Source organism: Allobosea sp. RIT-PG3_2 (genome assembly GCF_057321085.1).
On sequence record NZ_JBXWCA010000005.1, the window covers coordinates 30373 to 47271 of the forward strand.

Below are 16899 nucleotides of genomic sequence, written 5' to 3' on the forward strand. Positions count from 1 at the left end.
ACGCGCACCTGCAGGGGTGTAGCTCAGTTGGTAGAGTACCGGTCTCCAAAACCGGTTGTCGTAGGTTCGAGCCCTACCGCCCCTGCCAGTCGCTCTCCGGGCGACTGAAGCGCGGACCGCAACGCGGTTTTCGAGCGCCATGACCCAGAATATCTACGACGACGAGACTTTTTTCGCGGGCTATAGCCGGCTGCCGCGTTCCGTCCATGGATTGGACGGGGCGCCGGAATGGCCGGTTCTACGTTCGATGCTGCCGGAACTCGCCGGCAAGGACGTGCTCGATCTCGGCTGCGGCTTCGGCTGGTTCTGTCGCTTCGCTGCGGGTGAGGGCGCCCGGAGCGTGCTCGGAATCGACGTCTCCGAGAAGATGCTGGAGCGGGCAAGGCGCGAGACGCGCGAGGCCGGCGTCGTCTACGAACGCGCCGATCTCGAAAGCTTCGTGCCGCAGCCTGCCGCCTTCGATCTCATCTACAGCTCTCTCGCCTTTCACTATCTCGCCGATCTCGCCGGGCTGTTCGGCCGCGTGCATGCGGCGCTGAAGCCCGGCGGAAGCCTGGTCTGTTCGGTCGAGCATCCGCTCCTGACCGCACCGGCCCGGCAGGAATGGCTCGCGGACGCCGATGGTCGCGCGACCTGGCCGGTCAATGGCTACCTCGACGAGGGCGAGCGGGTCAGCAACTGGCTGGCGGAGGGCGTGGTCAAGCGCCACCGCACCATCGCGACCTATGTCGATCTGCTGCTGGCCGCAGGCTTCTCGCTGACGAAGCTGGTCGAATGGGCTCCGAGCCCGGAACAAGTCGCCGCCGAGCCGGGCTGGGCGAAGGAGCGCGAGCGGCCGTTCTTCCTGCTGATGGCTGCAAGCCGGAACTGAGGATGCCGTGGCCCGAAAGGCTCTTGGCTAACGGCTCCAAGCGATGTAAGAGGCTTGCGATGACGGCGCGCGACCCCTCCGGGTCCCGCGCCGCGAATGTTTCAGGACGGCCGATTCGGCGTCGCGGCAAGGCCGGGCGCAGCTTCGGAACCCGAGGTGGTTCATGGCGAAATCCAATCCCTTCCAGTTCCTGCAGGACGTGCGCTCCGAGGCGTCCAAGGTCACCTGGCCTTCGCGCCGGGAGACGCTGATCACCACGGGCCTCGTGCTCGCGATGGTGGTCGCCTCCAGCCTGTTCTTCCTCTTCACCGACACCGTCATCCGCTGGGTGCTCGGCATCATCCTCGGCGCCCGTTGAACGGAATTACGAACGTGAGCACCCGCTGGTACATCGTCCACGCCTATTCGAACTTCGAGAACAAGGTCGCCCAGTCGATCCGTGACCAGGCGGCGCAGCGCAACCTCGCCGACAAGTTCGACGAGGTGCTGGTGCCGACCGAGAAGGTCGTCGAGGTCCGTCGCGGCCGCAAGGTCGACACCGAGCGCAAGTTCTTCCCCGGCTACGTGCTGGTGAAGTGCGAGATGACCGACGAGGTCTACCACCTCATCAAGAACACGCCGAAGGTCACCGGCTTCCTCGGTGCCGACAAGGCCAAGCCCATGCCGATCCCCGAGCATGAAGCGATGCGGATCAAGGGACAGGTCGCCGAGGGCATCGAGCGGCCGAAGCCGACGATCGTTTTCGAGGTCGGCGAGCAGGTCAAGGTGGCGGATGGCCCCTTCGCCTCGTTCAACGGCGTCGTCGAGGATGTCGACCATGCCCGCGCCCGCCTCAAGGTCGCGGTCTCGATCTTCGGCCGCGCCACGCCGGTCGAGCTGGAATACAGCCAGGTCGAGAAGCTCTGAGCCGGCTGATATTCCTGGGCCGGATCTGCAATCGGTTCCGTTAGGTTAAGCGGCCTTTAACACAACTGCGCCAACGCTTTGCGTCGGTAATCCGACGCAGGGCACGATGTTTCCCAGTTTCTTCAAGGCCACGGTTCGCCAGCGGCTCACGCTCTGGGCGTTGATCCTCGGCGTCCTCGCTTGCGTGTTCGGCGCCGCCGAGACCATCGGCTCCATCAAGCTCGCCGGCTTCGCCAGGGCGATCGCCGCCCATACCGGCGCTGCGGCGATGCTCTCGGAAACGGACGCCGCCTATAGCCACGTCGTCGTCGCGATCGTCTCCGGGGGCGATCGCCGCGGCCTTTCAGATGACATCGAGCTCATGACGGCGGCGGCGAAGGCCGTGGCCGAACGCAGCGAGGGCGAGATCGCCGCACGGGCGGCCGATGCTGTCCAGGGGCTGCAGGAGCTTTCGTCGAAGCTCGGGGCCGATGCCGCGGTCGCGCGCGAGGCGCTACGTAAGGTTGCCGGGCAGCGCAACGAGCTGCGCGTGCTGCTGAACGCGGCGATGGTGGGTGTCAGCGAGGCACTCGGCGCCCAGGTCGAAAGCTCGCGGCAGAACACGGTGCTGCTGGCGGCGCTCGGTCTCTTCCTGGCCGCCCTGATCATTTCCTTCGAACATCGCTGGCTGGTGCGTCCGATCTCGACAATGGCCACGGCTCTGGGTGCGCCGGGAGAGGATGCCGGCTGGGTGCGCAAGCTCGCACGCCGCGGCGACGAGATCGGCATGCTCGGCCGGGCGCTGCAGGCCCATCTCTCGGATGAGAAGCTAAGGCAGGAGGCGGCAAAGGAGCGGCTCGCCTCGCTGGCCGGAGAGGTCGAGCGGCAACAGGCGTTGCGGGTCAGCGGTCAGGCCTTTCAGGACAACATCGCCGGCATCGCCACGGCGCTCGAAACCCATGCCGCGAGCATGACCGACGCGTCGAACGAACTCTCGCAGCTCTCCGGCTTCGTCGATCAGCACGCTGGTGCGGCGGCGCAGTCGAGCCAGCGTGCCGCCATCCATGTCGGCCAGATGTCCTCGTCGCTGAATGAAATCGCCGAGCTTCTCGCGACGACGGCCGGCGAGGCCCGCCGGACCTCGGGGATCGCGAACGCGGCGAAATCCCTGGTCGAGGAAGCGACAGACGACAGCGTGCTGCTGCGCGAGGCGGTGGGCTCGATCTCCGCCGTGGTGACGCTGATCAGCACCGTCGCCAACCAGACCAATCTCCTTGCGCTCAATGCGACCATCGAGGCGGCAAGGGCCGGGGAAAGCGGGCGCGGTTTCGCGGTGGTGGCCGCCGAGGTGAAGCAGCTCGCCAATCGGACCGCGGAGGCGACCGGGCAAGTGCGGCACGGACTCGATTCCATCGGCACGGCCGCCGAGCGGATCATCGGGCGCATCGGCTCCCTCGTCGCTTCGGTCAATGCCGTCGAGACCGCCGCAGATTCGATCGCCGAGCTGGCGCGCAAGCAGGACGACACCTCGCGCTCGATCAACATCGGCACTGCGCAAACCGCGGGCGACGTGCGGGGCATGGCCGAACAGGTCGAGCAGGTCGCCGGCATGATCGAGGATTGGCGCCGGATGACGGAGCGGATGGCCAAGGCTTCCGCCGACATCGACGGTCAGGCCGCTGCCCTGAGGCAGGCGGTCGACAGCTTCATGACTGATAGGCAAGGCGTGCAGCACGCATGACGATGCTCACCGATTCCCGGAATGCCGCCACGGTCCGCCGGCAGCGTATCGGCGCCCATGAGTTTCCGCTCCTGGCCAAGGTGCTGCACTGGAGCACGGCAGCGCTCGTCCTGATGCTGTTCTGCATCGGGATCCTGATGAAGGAGATCGGAGGCGGCGCCTGGGCGGACGGACTTATGACCTTTCACAAGACGGCCGGGTTCCTGCTGCTCGCCCTGGTGGCGGCTCGGCTGGCCTACCGCATCTTCGCGCGGCTGCGCGGGCGCTGGTCCCGCACGGCCGGCGGGCGGACGGTGCACCGGGTTCTCTATGGCCTGCTGATCGCGATTCCGCTGCTCGGGCTGGCGGGCGTGTCGGATTTTGGTGCGCGGGAGATCTATGGCGGGGTTTCCCTGCCGGCGATCTGGCCTGAGGGTGCCGGGCATGCGGACATGCTGTTCCGCGGCCACGCGATCCTGGCCTTCGTACTCGTCGGGCTGGTCGCCGTTCATATATGCCTTGCCCTCGACGATTATATCCAGCATGTCCAGAAAGCCGACATGCCGGGGGCTCAGGCCGCGAAGCCCCCTTCCATTCCGCAGCCGGATATGCGATAGGCCCGGCCTCAACCGCGTGGAAGGCGTGCCGGTCGCCAGCCGGATCAAAGGCGCCGCACCACGCACTGCAACCACCCCGGCCCCGATGAAGAGCATCGGCAGGCGGGGTCGTCGTCGTTCCGGATAGGCATCCGGGCAGGCGGCAGGAGCAGCCATCATGGCAAAGAAGATCACGGGCTACGTGAAGCTTCAGGTTCCGGCGGGCGCGGCCAATCCGTCGCCGCCGATCGGTCCGGCGCTGGGTCAGCGCGGCCTCAACATCATGGAATTCTGCAAGGCCTTCAACGCGAAGACCGCGCAGATGGAAAAGGGCATGCCGATCCCGGTGATCATCACCGCGTATCAGGATCGCTCCTTCACCTTCGAAATGAAGCAGCCGCCGGTGTCCTACTGGCTGAAGAAGGCCGCTGGCCTCACCTCCGGCTCGAAGACTCCGGGCCGTGGCGGCAACGTCGGCAAGGTGACCGCTGCTCAGATCGGCGAGATCGCCGAGAAGAAGATGGCGGATCTCAACTGCGACACCGTCGAATCGGCTTCGGCCATGATCCGTGGCTCGGCCCGCTCGATGGGCCTGGAAGTCGTGGGCTGAGGGGGCTGACATGGCACATACCGGAAAGCGCGTCGTCAAGGGCCGTGAAGGCATTGACCGCACCAAGCTCTACCCGCTCGATCAGGCTGTCTCGTTCATCAAGGACCGGGCCAACGCCAAGTTCGACGAGACCGTCGAGATCGCGATGAATCTCGGCGTCGATCCGCGTCACGCCGACCAGATGGTCCGCGGCGTCTGCAATCTGCCGAACGGCTCGGGCCGCACGCTGCGCGTCGCCGTCTTCGCTCGTGGCGCCAAGGCTGACGAGGCCAAGGCCGCGGGTGCCGACATCGTCGGCGCCGAGGAGCTGGTCGAGTCCGTCCAGAAGGGCGAGATCAACTTCGATCGCTGCATCGCGACCCCGGACATGATGGGTCTCGTCGGCCGTCTCGGCAAGGTGCTCGGCCCGCGCGGCCTGATGCCGAACCCGCGCGTCGGCACCGTGACGATGGACGTCACCGCCGCCGTCGCCGCCTCGAAGGGTGGTTCGGTCGAGTTCCGCGTCGAGAAGGCCGGCATCATCCACGCCGCCGTCGGCAAGGCCTCGTTCTCGGCCGAGAAGCTCTCGGAGAACATCAAGGCTTTCGTCGACTCGGTCGCCAAGGCGAAGCCCGCCGGCGCCAAGGGCACCTATATCCAGCGCGTCGCGATCTCCTCGACCATGGGCCCGGGCGTCAAGGTCGAGCCGAACACTGTCGTCGGCGGCTGATCGATGCAGGGAAGAGCGGCCAGATCGCCGGCCGCTCACCCGCTCTTGATTTCGTGAAGTCAAGAGCCTACTTGGCAGAAGCAGGCGAAGGCGCTATGACGCTCGCCTGTTTCCATGAGTGACGAGGCTCCGGCGTGCTTGGCACGAAGGGGTCCGTTTCGCGTTTTTCGGCGGTTTTCCGCTGAAGAAATGGGTGCTTCAGGTTCGGAAGAGCGATTTTTCGAGCGGGAATCACCCAGTCCTGTCTGAGACTGCAGGTGCTCCGGAGCTTCGGCCCCGGGCATAATTTCGCCAAGAGGCCTGCATAGACGGTGCAAGAGCTTAATCCCGGATCGCAGGATCCGGAGAAGACGGTTCGAACCATCTCGCCCGATCGCGGCCCTTTCGGGTTCGGGAGCGGGGACAGGGCACCAAGCGTCGCTTCGCGGGACGCCGGTGTCAACCGGGGTTCCAGGAAGCGACACGTGCAACCGGCGGCAAGCCCTCGAAAGCCTGCCGCCTACCGGAGAGAGCCCAGTGGATAAAACGGCAAAAAAAGATGCCGTCGCGTCGCTGAACGATGTGTTTGCGAACACGTCGGTCGTCGTCGTGGCCCACTATGCGGGCTTGACCGTGGCCCAGTTCCAGAAGCTTCGTCGCGAGATGAAGGCGAATGGCGCCACTGTTAAGGTCGCAAAGAACCGGCTGGCCAAGATCGCTCTTGAAGGCACCGACGTCGCGTCCATCAGCAATCTGCTGACGGGTCCCACCCTGATCGCTTATTCAAACGATCCGGTCGCGGCGCCGAAGGTCGCCACCGCTTTCGCCAAGGAGAACGACAAGCTCGTCATCCTGGGCGGCGCGATGGGCACGACCGCCCTGAACCCCGATGGTGTCAAGGCTCTGGCCACGATGCCCTCGCTCGACGAATTGCGCGCCAAGTTGGTCGGCCTCATCCAGGCCCCGGCCACGAAGCTTGCGCAGCTCTCGACTGCGCCGGCTGCGAAGCTCGCGCGGGTGTTCCAGGCATATGCCGACAAGGATGCGGCCTGAACGGCCTGCTGATCCCGATATCGTTCGAACCTCTTACACGTAGGAACCCAAAATGGCTGATCTTACCAAGCTCGTCGACGAGCTGTCGTCGCTCACCGTTCTCGAGGCCGCCGAGCTCGCGAAGCTCCTCGAAGAGAAGTGGGGCGTTTCCGCTGCCGCCGCCGTCGCGGTTGCCGCTGGCCCGGCCGCTGGTGGCGCTGCCGCCGCCGCTGTCGAAGAGCAGACCGAGTTCACCGTTGTCCTGGCCGCGGCCGGCGACAAGAAGATCGAGGTGATCAAGGAAGTCCGCGCCATCACCGGCCTGGGCCTCAAGGAAGCCAAGGATCTGGTCGAAGGCGCCCCGAAGCCGGTCAAGGAGTCGGTCGGCAAGGACGAGGCCGAGAAGCTCAAGAAGCAGCTCGAGGCCGTCGGCGCCAAGGTCGAGCTCAAGTGAGCTAGGGCCGGCTGATGCCGGTCCGACCGTAGTCACTATCGACAGTCCCGGGGCGGGCTACGCCTCCGGGGCTGTTGCGTCGTTTCCGCGCTAGTGCGCGGGAGTTGTTGTTGGAGCCTGTCGCAACCTTGCGACGTAGCTCCGATGGAAATGCAGGTCGGCGCGATGCAGCGCCGAACGGCTCACCCGGCGGCCTTGGGGCTGTCGCCACGGACCACCGGGTGAGCCGTCCGAAGAGATTGCGAGGAACAACATGGTCAATTCGCTCCAGGGTCGCAGGCGCGTCCGCAAGTTCTTCGGCAAACTCAAGGAAGTGGCGCAGATGCCGAACCTCATCGAGGTTCAGAAGGCGTCCTATGACCAGTTCCTGATGGTCGACGAACCCAAGGGCGGCCGGGCCGACGAGGGATTGCAGTCCGTCTTCAAGTCGGTCTTCCCGATCGGCGATTTTTCCGGCGCTTCGCTGCTGGAGTTCGTGAAGTACACCTTCGAGCCGCCGAAATACGACGTCGACGAGTGCCGCCAGCGCGGCATGACCTTCTCGGCGCCGCTCAAGGTGACGCTGCGCCTGATCGTGTTCGATATCGATCCCGACACCCAGGCGAAGTCCGTCAAGGACATCAAGGAGCAGGATGTCTACATGGGCGACATGCCGCTCATGACGGATAACGGCACCTTCATCGTCAACGGCACCGAGCGCGTCATCGTCTCGCAGATGCATCGTTCGCCGGGCGTGTTCTTTGATCACGACAAGGGCAAGACCCACTCCTCGGGCAAGCTGCTCTTCGCCGCGCGCATCATCCCGTATCGCGGTTCCTGGCTCGACATCGAGTTCGACGCCAAGGACATCGTCTACGCCCGCATCGACCGGAAGCGTAAGATCCCGGTCACCTCGCTGCTGTTCGCGCTCGGCATGGACGGCGAGGAGATCCTCAACCGCTTCTACAACCACATCACCTACACCAAGGACCCCAAGGGCTGGCGCGTTCCCTACGACGCGGAGCGCATGAAGGGCTTCAAGGCCAATGAGGACCTGATCGACGCCGAAACCGGCGAGGTCGTGGTCGAGGCCGGCAAGAAGCTCGTCGCCCGCACCGCCCGCCAGCTCGCCGAGAAGGGCCTGAAGTTCCTGCGCGCGCAGGACGAGGATCTCTATACGCAGTACATCGCCGAGGACCTGGTCAATCCGGCGTCGGGCGAAGTCTATGCCGAGGCCGGCGAGGAGATCACCGAGAAGCTGCTGAAGCAGCTGACCGATGACGGCTTCGACGAGATCCCGGTGCTCGACATCGACCACATCACGGTCGGCCCCTACATCCGCAACACGCTGAACGTCGACAAGAACTCGCGCCGCGAGGAAGCCCTGTTCGACATCTACCGCGTGATGCGTCCGGGCGAGCCGCCGACGCTCGAGACGGCTGAGAACATGTTCCAGTCGCTGTTCTTCGATCCGGAGCGCTACGACCTCTCGGCCGTCGGCCGCGTGAAGATGAACATGCGCCTCGACCTCGACGCCGAGGACACCGTGCGCATCCTGCGCAAGGAGGACATCTTCGCGGTCGTCAAGGCGCTGGTCGACCTGCGCGACGGCAAGGGCGAGATCGACGACATCGACCATCTCGGCAACCGTCGCGTCCGCTCGGTCGGCGAGCTGATGGAGAACCAGTACCGTCTGGGCCTGCTGCGCATGGAGCGCGCCATCAAGGAGCGCATGTCGTCGGTCGACATCGACACCGTGATGCCGCAGGACCTGATCAACGCCAAGCCGGCGGCTGCCGCCGTGCGCGAGTTCTTCGGTTCCTCGCAGCTCTCGCAGTTCATGGACCAGACGAACCCGCTCTCGGAAGTCACTCACAAGCGTCGCCTTTCGGCGCTTGGCCCGGGTGGTCTGACCCGCGAGCGCGCCGGCTTCGAGGTGCGCGACGTGCACCCGACGCATTACGGCCGCATCTGCCCGATCGAGACGCCGGAAGGCCCGAACATCGGCCTGATCAACTCGCTTGCCACCTTCGCGCGGGTGAACAAGTACGGCTTCATCGAGAGCCCGTATCGCCGCATCCGCGACGGCAAGGTCACGGACGAGGTGATCTATCTCTCGGCGATGGAAGAGGCGAAGTACAACGTCGCCCAGGCGAATGCCGCCGTCGACAAGGAAGGCCGCCTCACCGACGACCTGATCGTCTGCCGCCGCGCCGGCGAAGTCATCGTCACGCCGGTCGACAAGGTCGACTTCCAGGACGTGTCGCCGAAGCAGCTCGTCTCGGTCGCCGCGGCGCTGATCCCGTTCCTCGAGAACGACGACGCCAACCGCGCGCTGATGGGCTCGAACATGCAGCGCCAGGCGGTGCCGCTGGTTCGCGCCGACGCGCCTTTCGTCGGCACCGGCATGGAAGCGGTCGTTGCCCGCGACTCGGGCGCTGCCATCGCGGCCCGCCGCGGCGGCATCGTCGATCAGGTCGACGCGACCCGTATCGTCATCCGCGCTTCCGACGAGATGGACCCGACCAAGCCGGGCGTCGACATCTACCGTCTGCAGAAGTTCCAGCGCTCCAACCAGTCGACCTGCATCACGCAGCGCCCGCTGGTGCGCGTCGGCGACATCATCAAGAAGGGTGACATCGTCGCGGACGGCCCGTCGACCGAGTTCGGCGAGCTCGCGCTCGGCCGCAACGTGCTCGTCGCGTTCATGCCGTGGAACGGCTACAACTTCGAGGATTCGATCCTTCTCTCCGAGAACATCGTGTCCCAGGACGTCTTCACCTCGATCCATATCGAGGAGTTCGAGGTCATGGCCCGCGACACCAAGCTCGGCCCGGAGGAGATCACGCGCGACATTCCGAACGTTTCGGAAGAGGCGCTGAAGAACCTCGACGAAGCCGGCATCGTCTATATCGGCGCCGAAGTGGCGGCTGGCGACATCCTCGTCGGCAAGATCACGCCGAAGGGCGAGAGCCCGATGACGCCGGAAGAGAAGCTGCTGCGCGCGATCTTCGGCGAGAAGGCCTCGGACGTCCGCGACACCTCGCTCCGGGTTCCGCCCGGCGTGCAGGGCACGATCGTCGAGGTCCGCGTGTTCAACCGCCACGGCGTCGACAAGGACGAGCGCGCCCAGGCGATCGAGCGCGAGGAAATCGAGCGTCTCGCCAAGGACCGCGACGACGAGCAGGCGATCCTGGACCGCAACACCTTCGCGCGTCTGGCGGAGATCCTGACCGGGAAGACCGGCCTTGCCGGCCCGAAGGGCTTCAAGAAGGACACGGTCATCACCCGCGAGGTGATGAGCGAGTTCCCGCGTTCGCAGTGGTGGCTGTTCGCCACCGCCGAAGACTCGCTGATGACCGAGATCGAGGCGATGCGGAAGCAGTACGACGAGTCGAAGAAGCGCCTCGAGCAGCGCTTCCTCGACAAGGTCGAGAAGCTGCAGCGCGGCGACGAACTGCCTCCGGGCGTGATGAAGATGGTCAAGGTCTTCGTCGCGGTGAAGCGCAAGATCCAGCCGGGCGACAAGATGGCCGGCCGTCACGGCAACAAGGGAGTGGTCTCGCGCATCGTGCCGGTGGAGGACATGCCGTTCCTCGAGGACGGCACCCATGCCGACATCGTGCTGAACCCGCTCGGCGTGCCCTCGCGCATGAACGTCGGCCAGATCCTGGAGACGCATCTGGGTTGGGCCGCCGCCGGTCTCGGCAAGCAGATCGGCAAGGCGCTCGACGCCTACAAGAAGTCGAACGACTTCAAGGCGCTGAAGGCTTCGTTCGATGCCGTCTACGAGGACAACGAGATCATCGCCTCGATGGACGAGAACGAACTCGTCGAGATGGGTCAGAACCTGCGCCGTGGCGTGCCGGTGGCGACGCCGGTCTTCAACGGTGCGAAGGAAGCCGATATCGAGCGGCTTCTGGAGCAGGCCGGCCTGCACTCGTCGGGTCAGTCGACGCTCTATGACGGCCGCACCGGTGAGCCCTTCGACCGCAAGGTCACCATGGGCTACATCTACATGCTGAAGCTGCACCACCTCGTGGACGACAAGATCCACGCGCGTTCGATCGGTCCGTACTCGCTCGTCACTCAGCAGCCGCTGGGCGGCAAGGCGCAGTTCGGCGGCCAGCGCTTCGGCGAGATGGAGGTCTGGGCGCTCGAAGCGTACGGTGCCGCCTACACGCTGCAGGAGATGCTGACGGTGAAGTCGGACGACGTCGCGGGCCGCACGAAGGTCTACGAGTCGATCGTGCGCGGCGAGGACAACTTCGAAGCGGGCATCCCCGAGAGCTTCAACGTGCTCGTCAAGGAGATGCGTTCGCTCGGCCTCAACGTCGAGCTGATCAATAACAAGGTGAAGCCGGGCGAGTTGCCGCCCGCCGAAGCGGCCGAATAAGCCGCGACCGAGCCTTGAACATTGCCGGCGGCACTCACGCCGCCGGCCTTCGGAATTTACCAGCCGGGCAGGGCGGCCTTAGCCCCCGCCGGCGGAAGGAGACAGGCGATGAAGCAAGAGGTCATGAACCTTTTCGGCCAGCAGCCGGTGCAGCAGGCCTTCGACGCGATCAAGATCTCGATCGCGAGCCCGGAGAAGATTCTGTCCTGGTCCTATGGCGAGATCAAAAAGCCGGAGACCATCAACTACCGCACGTTCAAGCCTGAGCGTGACGGCCTGTTCTGCGCGCGCATCTTCGGGCCGATCAAGGACTACGAGTGCCTGTGCGGCAAGTACAAGCGCATGAAGTTCAAGGGCGTCATCTGCGAGAAGTGCGGCGTCGAAGTCACGCTGGCCCGCGTCCGGCGCGAGCGCATGGGCCATATCGAGCTGGCCGCCCCGGTCGCGCATATCTGGTTCCTGAAGTCGCTGCCCTCGCGCATCGGCCTGCTGATGGATATGCCGCTCAAGGACCTGGAGCGCATCCTCTACTTCGAAAGCTACGTCGTCATCGAGCCGGGCCTGACCCCGCTCAAGGACCGTCAGCTTCTGTCGGAGGAGGAGTATGTCCGCTGCCAGGAGGAGTATGGCGCCGACACCTTCACCGCCATGATCGGCGCGGAAGCGATCCGCGAGATGCTGCGCGCGCTCGACCTCGACCAGATCAACGCCGATCTCAAGCATGAGATCGCGACGACGACGTCGGAGCTGAAGCCCAAGAAGCTGATGAAGCGCCTCAAGATCATCGAGGCCTTCCAGGAGTCGGGCAACAAGCCGGAATGGATGGTGATGACCGTGATTCCGGTCATCCCGCCGGATCTGCGTCCTCTCGTGCCGCTCGACGGCGGCCGCTTCGCGACCTCCGACCTGAACGACCTCTATCGCCGCGTCATCAACCGCAACAACCGCCTGAAGCGGCTGATCGAGCTGCGCGCGCCGGACATCATCATCCGCAACGAGAAGCGGATGCTGCAGGAGTCGGTCGACGCCCTGTTCGACAACGGCCGCCGCGGCCGCGTCATCACGGGTGCCAACAAGCGCCCGCTGAAGTCGCTCGCCGACATGCTGAAGGGCAAGCAGGGCCGCTTCCGCCAGAATCTGCTCGGCAAGCGCGTCGACTATTCCGGCCGCTCGGTCATCGTCGTCGGACCGGAGATGAAGCTCCACCAGTGCGGCCTGCCGAAGAAGATGGCGCTCGAGCTGTTCAAGCCGTTCATCTATGCTCGCCTCGACGCCAAGGGCTACTCGACCACGGTCAAGCAGGCCAAGAAGCTCGTCGAGAAGGAGAAGCCGGAGGTCTGGGATATCCTGGACGAGGTCATCCGCGAGCATCCGGTGATGCTGAACCGCGCGCCGACGCTGCACCGCCTTGGCATCCAGGCCTTCGAGCCCGTGCTGATCGAGGGCAAGGCGATCCAGCTTCACCCGCTGGTCTGCGCCGCCTTCAACGCGGACTTCGACGGCGACCAGATGGCCGTGCACGTCCCGCTGTCGCTCGAGGCGCAGCTCGAAGCGCGCGTGCTGATGATGTCGACCAACAACATCCTGCACCCGGCGAACGGCCAGCCGATCATCGTGCCGTCGCAGGACATCGTGCTCGGCCTCTACTACCTCTCGATCGTCTCGGACGGCGAGCCCGGCCAGGGCAAGGTCTTCGGTGATCTGGGCGAGCTCGAGCATGCGCTGCACGAGAAGGTCGTGACGCTGCATTCGAAGATCAGATACCGCTGGACCGGCACCGGCCAGGACGGCAAGCCGTATACCAAGATCTACGAGACCACGCCGGGCCGCGTGATCCTCTCGACCGCGCTGCCGGATCATCCGGCCGTGTCCTTCGACGTCGTCAACAAGCTGATGACGAAGAAGGAAATCTCCGGAATGATCGACGCCGTTTATCGCGGCTGCGGTCAGAAGGAATCGGTGATCTTCTGCGACCGCGTCATGGGGCTCGGCTTCAAGCACGCCTTCAAGGCCGGCATCTCCTTCGGCAAGGACGACATGGTCGTGCCGGAGAACAAGTGGCAGATCGTCGACACGACCCGCGCGCTCGCCAAGGACTACGAGCAGCAGTACCAGGACGGCCTGATCACGCAGGGCGAGAAGTACAACAAGGTCGTCGACGCCTGGGCGAAGTGCTCCGACAAGCTCGCCCAGGAGATGATGGCCCGCATCTCGACCGTCCAGAAGGACGAGACCGGCCGCGACAAGCAGATCAACTCGATCTACATGATGTCGCACTCGGGCGCCCGTGGTTCGCCGGCGCAGATGCGCCAGCTCGCCGCCATGCGCGGCCTGATGGCCAAGCCGTCGGGCGAGATCATCGAGTCGCCGATCATCTCGAACTTCAAGGAAGGCCTCGACGTTCTCGAGTACTTCAACTCGACCCACGGCGCCCGCAAGGGCCTCGCCGATACGGCGCTCAAGACGGCCAACTCCGGCTATCTGACCCGCCGTCTCGTCGACGTGGCGCAGGACGCGATCATCTCCGAGGTCGATTGCGGCTCCGAAAACGGCATCAAGATGCGCGCCATCGTCGATGCCGGCCAGGTTGTCGCCTCGCTCGGCGTGCGCATCCTGGGCCGCTCCGCGGCTGAGGACGTGACCGACATCGATGGCAACGTTCTCGTGCCGAAGGGCACGATGATCGAGGAGAGCCATATCGAGAAGATCAACGCCGCCGGCGTCCAGGAGGTGAAGATCCGCTCGGTTCTCACCTGCGCGACCAAGAATGGCGTCTGCGCGACCTGCTATGGGCGCGATCTGGCCCGTGGCACGCCCGTCAACATGGGTGAGGCCGTCGGCGTCATCGCGGCGCAGTCGATCGGTGAGCCGGGTACGCAGCTCACCATGCGCACCTTCCACATCGGCGGCGCGGCCACCATCGCCGACCAGTCCTTCGTCGAGTCGAACTTCGAAGGCACGGTCAAGATGCGTAACCGCAACGTCGCGCGGAACTCGGACGGCGACCTCATCGCCATGGCGCGCAACATCGCCATCGTGATCGTCGGCCCGGACGGCGCCGAGCGCGCCGTGCACCGCGTCCAGTTCGGCTCGAAGCTGCGGGTCGACGAGGGCGACAAGGTCAAGCGCGGCCAGCGTCTGATCGAGTGGGATCCCTATTCCCGCCCGATCCTGGCCGAGGTGGACGGCAAGGTCGGCTACGAGGATCTCGTGGACGGCATGTCGATGACCGAGACGACCGACGAGGCGACCGGCATCTCGAAGCGCGTCGTGATCGACTGGCGCGGCTCGGCCCGTACGGCCGACCTCAAGCCCGCGATGACGATCACGGGCACGGACGGCAAGATCGCGAAGCTCGCCCGTGGTGGCGATGCCCGCTACATCCTGCCTGTCGACGGCATCATCTCGGTGGAGCCGGGCCACTCGATTAAGGCCGGCGACGTGCTGGCGCGTGTCTCGACCGACTCGGCCAAGACCCGCGACATCACCGGCGGTCTGCCGCGCGTCGCGGAACTTTTCGAGGCGCGTCGTCCGAAGGACGCGGCGATCATCGCCGAGAAGTCGGGCGTCATCGGCTTCGGCAAGGACTACAAGAACAAGCGTCGCGTCACGCTGACGCCGCATGACGGTTCCGACGGGGTCGAGTACCTGATCCCGAAGGGCAAGCACATCCATCTCCAGGACGGCGACGTCGTGGAGGTCGGCGACTACATCCTCGACGGTAACCCGGCCCCGCACGACATCCTGGCGATCAAGGGCGTCGAGGAGCTGGCGGCTTATCTGGTGAACGAGATCCAGGAGGTCTATCGCCTCCAGGGCGTCGGCATCAACGACAAGCACATCGAGGTCATCGTCCGGCAGATGCTGCAGAAGGTCGAGATCACGGAGTCCGGAGACAGCGACATCCTGACCGGCGACCAGATCGACCGTATCGAGCTGGAAGAGGTCAACACGAAGCTGCGCGAGGAGGGCAAGAAGCCGGCTTCCGGCGTGCCGGTCTTGCTCGGCATCACCAAGGCCTCGCTGCAGACCCGCTCGTTCATCTCGGCTGCGTCGTTCCAGGAGACCACCCGCGTCCTCACCGAGGCGGCGGTCAACGGCAAGTCCGACATGCTCGAAGGCCTCAAGGAGAACGTCATCGTCGGCTCGCTCATCCCGGCCGGCACCGGCGCCCAGGTCGCCCGCATCAAGCAGGTGGCCACGCGTCGCGACGATCTCATCGTCGGCCAGAAGGCCGATGCGGCGGCGAAGGCCGCTGCCCAGGCTGCAGCGGTGCTTCCGGCGGCAGAGTAAGCCCCGGCCGCTACCGAACGTCGGTAATCATCGGAAAGGCCGCCCCTCCCGGGCGGCCTTTTTGTTTCGTGGAAGGGCAGCCAAGGGCCGAACTGGTCCGAACGCCGCGAAAGCCCGGCCTTTTCGGCCGTTTCGGGGTTGACGCGAATCTTTCCTTGAGTCATAAGCGCGCCACTGTCGACGGCTGTCGGACACGTTTGTCGCTTGCGCTGAAGTTCGCAAGCGAGTTTCGCGACCGAAACTCCGTCGGAATTCCAGCGTCGAATGACGACATGGCAAGATGCATGAATGCGGGATCCGTCCTGTGTTCCTCTGCTGGCGAACGCGCCTGAGGCCCCGAGAAGGGCGCCGATGGCGCGGCTTCGTTTATGCCGTGGCTTTGTTCAGTCTGGGAAATCGAATTTCCAAACGCTCAGTGGGGCGAGAGGCCAGAATGCCGACAATCAGCCAGCTCATCCGCAAGCCGCGGTCGCCCGTGAAGGCGCGTAACACCGCTCCGGCGCTCGAGTCTTGCCCGCAGAAGCGCGGCGTTTGCACGCGCGTCTATACGACGACCCCGAAGAAGCCGAACTCGGCGCTCCGCAAGGTCGCCAAGGTTCGCCTGACCAACGGCTTCGAGGTGATCGGCTACATTCCGGGTGAAGGCCACAACCTTCAGGAGCACTCTGTCGTCATGATCCGTGGCGGCCGCGTGAAGGACCTTCCCGGCGTGCGCTATCACATCCTGCGCGGCGTGCTCGACACGCAGGGCGTCAAGAACCGCAAGCAGCGCCGTTCGAAGTACGGCGCCAAGCGTCCCAAGTAATTTCGGCCCGATCGGCCGGGCAATGAGCCCAGGCCGATCCGCCGCGTTGAAGATTTGACCGGAGACTAGACGATGTCCCGCCGCCACAGTGCCGAAAAGCGCGAAGTTATCCCGGACCCGAAGTTCGGTGATATCGTCGTCACGAAGTTCATGAACTCCGTGATGTACGAAGGTAAGAAGTCGACCGCCGAGCGGATCGTCTACGGTGCCTTCGACATCATCGAGGCCAAGACCAAGAGCGAGCCGCTCGGTGTCTTCAAGTCGGCGCTCGAGAACGTCGCTCCGGCGATCGAGGTCCGTTCCCGCCGCGTCGGCGGCGCGACCTATCAGGTTCCGGTCGAGGTTCGCACCGAGCGCCGTCAGGCGCTGGCGATCCGCTGGCTGATCACGGCTGCTCGCGGCCGTAACGATAAGACCATGGTGGAGCGCCTGTCGGCCGAGCTGATGGACGCCGCCAACAACCGCGGCAATGCCGTCAAGAAGCGCGAAGACACGCACCGGATGGCGGAAGCCAACCGCGCCTTCTCGCACTACCGCTGGTAAGCGGCGCGGTTTCCTGAGAGACAGAGC

The 16899-nt window shown here is 65.1% G+C and carries 13 protein-coding genes and 1 tRNA gene; all 14 read left to right on the forward strand.

Translation table 11 applies throughout. The features are described from left to right. Nucleotides 1–12 precede the first annotated feature (12 nt). A tRNA-Trp gene (locus tag AC2FAN_RS15790) sits at nt 13–88 on the forward strand. A 51-nt stretch (nt 89–139) separates the two neighbouring features. Further along, nucleotides 140–871, forward strand: coding sequence for a class I SAM-dependent methyltransferase (locus AC2FAN_RS15795; protein WP_485175297.1), 732 nt, complete (start codon nt 140–142; stop codon nt 869–871). A 163-nt stretch (nt 872–1034) separates the two neighbouring features. Then, nucleotides 1035–1229, forward strand: coding sequence for a preprotein translocase subunit SecE (gene secE / locus AC2FAN_RS15800; protein ID WP_265053795.1), 195 nt, complete (start codon nt 1035–1037; stop codon nt 1227–1229). A 14-nt stretch (nt 1230–1243) separates the two neighbouring features. Next, on the forward strand, nt 1244–1777 hold the full coding sequence (gene nusG, locus AC2FAN_RS15805; RefSeq protein WP_047577926.1) for a transcription termination/antitermination protein NusG: 534 nt from the start codon (nt 1244–1246) through the stop codon (nt 1775–1777). Nucleotides 1778–1883: 106 nt separating this feature from the next. Then, nucleotides 1884–3497 (forward strand): methyl-accepting chemotaxis protein, encoded by a 1614-nt coding sequence (locus AC2FAN_RS15810; protein ID WP_265053794.1) that lies wholly within the window; start codon nt 1884–1886, stop codon nt 3495–3497. After that, nucleotides 3494–4093: a cytochrome b/b6 domain-containing protein gene (locus AC2FAN_RS15815; protein ID WP_485175300.1), complete on the forward strand. Its 600-nt coding sequence runs from the start codon at nt 3494–3496 to the stop codon at nt 4091–4093. The genes AC2FAN_RS15810 and AC2FAN_RS15815 overlap by 4 nt, the downstream gene beginning before the upstream one ends. A 157-nt stretch (nt 4094–4250) precedes the next feature. After that, complete coding sequence (rplK, locus tag AC2FAN_RS15820) at nt 4251–4682, forward strand: 50S ribosomal protein L11 (protein ID WP_265053792.1); 432 nt, start codon at nt 4251–4253, stop codon at nt 4680–4682. 10 nt (nt 4683–4692) lie between these two features. Then, nucleotides 4693–5391 (forward strand): 50S ribosomal protein L1, encoded by a 699-nt coding sequence (gene rplA / locus AC2FAN_RS15825; protein ID WP_265053791.1) that lies wholly within the window; start codon nt 4693–4695, stop codon nt 5389–5391. A gap of 516 nt (nt 5392–5907) precedes the next feature. Beyond that, nucleotides 5908–6423, forward strand: coding sequence for a 50S ribosomal protein L10 (rplJ, locus tag AC2FAN_RS15830; RefSeq protein WP_265053790.1), 516 nt, complete (start codon nt 5908–5910; stop codon nt 6421–6423). 52 nt (nt 6424–6475) lie between these two features. Beyond that, entirely contained in the window at nt 6476–6856 is a 381-nt protein-coding gene (gene rplL / locus AC2FAN_RS15835) for a 50S ribosomal protein L7/L12 (protein ID WP_265053789.1), read from the forward strand. 253 nt (nt 6857–7109) lie between these two features. Then, nucleotides 7110–11231, forward strand: coding sequence for a DNA-directed RNA polymerase subunit beta (gene rpoB / locus AC2FAN_RS15840; RefSeq protein WP_485175303.1), 4122 nt, complete (start codon nt 7110–7112; stop codon nt 11229–11231). 108 nt (nt 11232–11339) lie between these two features. Continuing rightward, nucleotides 11340–15524 carry a DNA-directed RNA polymerase subunit beta' gene (gene rpoC / locus AC2FAN_RS15845; protein WP_265053787.1) on the forward strand — a complete coding sequence of 1395 codons (4185 nt, stop codon included), beginning with the start codon at nt 11340–11342 and terminating at the stop codon, nt 15522–15524. Between the two features lie 433 nt (nt 15525–15957). After that, the gene (gene rpsL / locus AC2FAN_RS15850; RefSeq protein WP_038358286.1) at nt 15958–16329 is read left to right on the forward strand and encodes a 30S ribosomal protein S12; all 372 of its coding nucleotides are present in this window, start codon (nt 15958–15960) and stop codon (nt 16327–16329) included. Nucleotides 16330–16401: 72 nt separating this feature from the next. Continuing rightward, nucleotides 16402–16872, forward strand: a complete 471-nt coding sequence (rpsG, locus tag AC2FAN_RS15855) for a 30S ribosomal protein S7 (RefSeq protein WP_061966717.1) — start codon at nt 16402–16404, stop codon at nt 16870–16872. Nucleotides 16873–16899: the final 27 nt, after the last annotated feature.

Coding starts and splice junctions, on each gene's coding strand:
- rpsG (WP_061966717.1), top strand. CDS start 16,402: ATGTCCCGCCGCCACAGTGCCGAAAAGCGCGAAGTTATCCCGGACCCG.
- rplK (WP_265053792.1), top strand. CDS start 4,251: ATGGCAAAGAAGATCACGGGCTACGTGAAGCTTCAGGTTCCGGCGGGC.
- AC2FAN_RS15815 (WP_485175300.1), top strand. CDS start 3,494: ATGACGATGCTCACCGATTCCCGGAATGCCGCCACGGTCCGCCGGCAG.
- AC2FAN_RS15810 (WP_265053794.1), top strand. CDS start 1,884: ATGTTTCCCAGTTTCTTCAAGGCCACGGTTCGCCAGCGGCTCACGCTC.
- rpoC (WP_265053787.1), top strand. CDS start 11,340: ATGAAGCAAGAGGTCATGAACCTTTTCGGCCAGCAGCCGGTGCAGCAG.
- secE (WP_265053795.1), top strand. CDS start 1,035: ATGGCGAAATCCAATCCCTTCCAGTTCCTGCAGGACGTGCGCTCCGAG.
- rplL (WP_265053789.1), top strand. CDS start 6,476: ATGGCTGATCTTACCAAGCTCGTCGACGAGCTGTCGTCGCTCACCGTT.
- rpoB (WP_485175303.1), top strand. CDS start 7,110: ATGGTCAATTCGCTCCAGGGTCGCAGGCGCGTCCGCAAGTTCTTCGGC.
- rplA (WP_265053791.1), top strand. CDS start 4,693: ATGGCACATACCGGAAAGCGCGTCGTCAAGGGCCGTGAAGGCATTGAC.
- rpsL (WP_038358286.1), top strand. CDS start 15,958: ATGCCGACAATCAGCCAGCTCATCCGCAAGCCGCGGTCGCCCGTGAAG.
- AC2FAN_RS15795 (WP_485175297.1), top strand. CDS start 140: ATGACCCAGAATATCTACGACGACGAGACTTTTTTCGCGGGCTATAGC.